The 3,732-nt window shown below is 72.1% G+C and carries 1 protein-coding gene; it reads left to right on the top strand.

From position 1 onward, the window contains the following. The first annotated feature begins 250 nt into the window (after window positions 1-250). Window positions 251-3,685 carry a S8 family serine peptidase gene (locus ACFU6K_RS33705; RefSeq protein ID WP_380669583.1) on the top strand — a complete coding sequence of 1,145 codons (3,435 nt, stop codon included), beginning with the start codon at window positions 251-253 and terminating at the stop codon, window positions 3,683-3,685. Window positions 3,686-3,732 lie beyond the last annotated feature (47 nt).

Genomic DNA, 3,732 nt, shown 5'->3' with positions numbered 1-3,732 from the left:
GGCGCTCTCCCGCGGCGGCCGTCCGGGCCCGCTGAGGGCCGATCGGCTGAAAGATGCGGATTCGACCCGATTTCCTCTCCGAATTTTACTGATTGATGGTCAACTTTACTTTCTGATGGGGATTTACCCCCTTGTCGTGATCCTCTCAGGTGCGTTGGAATGCGTCAGCTGTCCATCTGACGAGAGGATTTATATGATCGGCTGGCGGAAAACCCAGCTAGCGGCCGCCGTCACGGTGACCGCCGCGTCCATGGTCCTGAGCCTCGGGACCATCGCGACCGCTGCCCCGGCCCCCGAACCGCAGAACGCCCAGGCGGCGTCCACGGACGGGTCCCCGGTGCCGGTGATCGTCATCATGAAGGACCAGATCGCGGACGCCCCGGCCGACCACGGCCACCTCGGCGCCCGGCAGCAGAAGACCGCCGACGCACAGGCGCCGCTGCTGAACAGGGTCAAGGCCGGCGGCGGCACCGATATCAAGAGTTTCGTGGTCGGCAACGCCTTCTCGGCCACGGTCAGCCCCGCCCTGCGCGCACAGCTCCAGGCCGACCCGGCCGTCTCCTCCGTGGTGGCGGACGCCCAGGTCCAGGTCGCCCCGCCGGCCGCCGCCAAGGCGAAGGCGGCCAAGGACGCCGCCGCTGCCAAGGCGCCCAAGGCCGACGCCGCTCCCCAGGCCGTTTCGGGCAGTAACGGCCAGGGAGCGGAGGAGAACGCGACCAACACGGTCTGCCCCTCCGACCCGGCCAAGCCGCTGCTGGAGCCCGAGGGCCTGTACTCGACCCGGGCCGTCACCGGCAACGGCAAGCCCGGCGTGGAGGACCTGGCCACCGGCAAGGGCGTCAAGGTCGCCTACATCGCGGACGGCCTCGACCCGAACAACCCGGACTTCATCCGGGCCGACGGCTCGCACGCCGTGGTCGACTACCAGGACTTCGCGGGCGACGGCTGGGACGCGCCGACCGGCGCGGCGGAGGCCTTCGGCGACGCCTCGGCGGTCATCGCCCAGGGCCGCCAGGTCTACGACGTCTCCACGTTCGTCAACTCCTCGCACCCGCTCCCGGCCGGCTGCAACATCCGCATCCGCGGCCTCGCCCCGGACGCCGACCTGGTCGCGCTGAAGGCCGGCGGCGAGATGATGTCCAACTCGTCGATCCTCCAGTCGATCGACTACGCGGTGCGGGTCGCCCACGTGGACGTGCTGAACGAGTCCTTCGGCGGCAACGTCACCCCGGACAGCGGCGCGCACGACACCATCTCGCTCTTCAACGAGCAGGCCGTCAAGGCCGGTGTCACCGTCGCGGTCTCCACCGGTGACGCCGGCCTCAGCGGCACGATCGGCACCCCGGCCACCGACCCGTCCGTGATCGCGGTCGGCGCCTCCACGGACAACCAGAACTACCAGCAGACCGGTTACGCGGCCTCCCGGTTCTCCAACGGGACCTGGAGCGACAACCGCATCTCCGCGCTCTCCTCGGGCGGCTTCACCCAGGCCGGCCGGACCGTCGACCTGGTCGCGCCGGGCGAGACGGACTGGGCGCTGTGCACGCCCGACACGAGCAAGTACACCGAGTGCACGGGCTACAACGGGCAGCCCTCGGCGATCCAGCCGTTCGGCGGCACCAGCCAGTCGGCCCCGTTCGTCACCGGTGCCGCGGCCCTGGTCATCCAGGCCTACCGCGACACCCACGGCGGCGACTCGCCGGCCCCGGCGCTGGTGAAGAAGCTCCTCACCGGCACCGCCACCGACCTCGGCGTGCCGGCCGAGGAGCAGGGCGCCGGCCTGCTGAACGTCCGCGCCGCCGTCGAGGCCGCCCGCGGCTACCAGGACGGGGACGGCACCGACGGTGCGAAGACCGTCGTGGTCACCACCGGCCAGGTCGACATCGCCGGTGCCCCCGGCTCGACCCACACCGCCGACGTGTCCGTCACCAACACCGGTGACAGCACCCAGACGGTGAGCGCCGCGACCCGCACCTTCGCCCCGCAGTCGGGCAACCAGCAGACCGTCCAGCTGGACCCGTCCTCGAAGGACACCTTCAAGTACGCGACCAACGGCGCGGACTGGGTGCAGAAGCAGGTCAAGTTCACCGTCCCGGCCGGCGCCGACCGCCTCGCGGCGTCGATCGCCTGGCAGGGCGGGCCCAACCCGGTCACCAACGGGCCGGTGGTCCGCATGACGCTGCTCGACCCCTCGGGCCGCTTCGAGACCAACACCCGTCCGCAGGGCGGTGCCACCCCGGCCAACTTCGGTCTGGTGGACGTCCCGCACCCGGTGGCCGGCGAGTGGACCGCCGTCCTCTACACCCCGGCCGGCCAGGCCGGCTACCGCGGCGCCGTCCAGCTCGGCACCGCCACCCAGCGCGCGGTGCCGGCCGGCGCCGTGAGCCCGAGCACCACCGACCTGAAGCCGGGCCAGACCAAGACCCTCAAGGTCCAGCTCACCACCCCGGCCACCAGCGGCGACTCCAGCGAGGCCGTCCTGGTCTCCGGCTCCAACGGCAACACCACCAGCGTCCCGGTCGTGCTGCGCAGCCTCGTCCCGGTCACCCAGGGCAAGGGCACCTTCACCGGCACCATCACCGGCGGCAACGGCCGCAGCGCCTCGCCGACGCAGAGCTTCTCGTACGCCTTCGACGTCCCGAAGGGCCAGAAGGACCTGCGGGTCGGCCTGACCGTCGCCAAGGACCCGAAGCTGCTCATGCAGGGCGCGCTGATCAGCCCGAACGGCACCCCGGTCGACATCGAGGGCAACGGGCAGTTCGACGCCCAGGGCAACCTGGCGGGCACCGGCAACGGTGTCTCGGCCACCGCCGTCAACCCGGCCGCCGGCCGCTGGCGGTTCGTCCTGAACGTGCTCGGCCCGGTCAGCGGCCAGGAGCTCGCCCAGGACTTCACCGGCACCATCGCGTTCAACCAGAACCAGGCCACCGCGGCCGGTCTGCCGAACGACGCCCGCACCAGGCTCGCGGCCGGCAAGCCGGTCACCGTCCAGGTGAACTACACCAACAACACCGTCGCGACCCAGCGGATCGCGGCCGACGGCCGGCTGGACCGCCGGGTGGACGTGCCGCTGGTGCCGCAGGGCACCTCGGCGACCGTCACCCTGCCGCTGAGCCTCAGCTCCGCGGTGCCGTCCTTCCTGGTGCCGCCGGGCACCGACCGGCTCAAGGCCGTGGCGGCGTCCTCGACGCCGGCGCAGATCGAGCTGAGCGCCACCACCGGCTCGCCGGACCTGTTCGGCGACCTGAAGAAGGCCCAGGACGGCTCCACCGTCTCGGTCGTCACCGACAACGGCACCGCCGAGCAGCCGGTCGTCCCCGGCACCTGGGGCACCTTCGTCCAGCAGATCGGCCCGTTCGGCACCGGCGGCGCGCCGGCCGGCACCTCCACCATCACGGCCACCGCGCACACCCAGGCCTTCGACCCGGCGCTGACCTCCAGCACCGGTGACCCGTACGCCGCCTCGGTGAACGCCTCGGCCGCGGCCGCCACCCCGGTGACCGTCGCCCCCGGCGCCACCGGCACGCTCCAGGTGACGCTGACCCCGACCGGCCCGAAGGGCAGCACCGTCAAGGGCGTGCTGTACCTGGTGTCCGGCCCGACCGGCGTGGCCACCGCCAACAACGCCCTGAACACCACCGGTTCGGTGCTCGCGGCGATCCCGTACAGCTACACCGTGAACTGACGCTCCGTCAGTCCACGTCAGGCCGAGGCCGTCCCGGGGTTCCGGGG

The organism is Kitasatospora sp. NPDC057512, assembly GCF_042802135.1.
GTDB lineage: Bacteria > Actinomycetota > Actinomycetes > Streptomycetales > Streptomycetaceae > Kitasatospora.
Note: the sequence above shows the minus strand (reverse complement) of the source record. Positions and strands in the feature narration are given on the sequence as shown.

Excerpts from the sequence above, each read along its gene's own strand:
- ACFU6K_RS33705 (WP_380669583.1), top strand. The coding sequence starts at position 251 with ATGGTCCTGAGCCTCGGGACCATCGCGACCGCTGCCCCGGCCCCCGAA.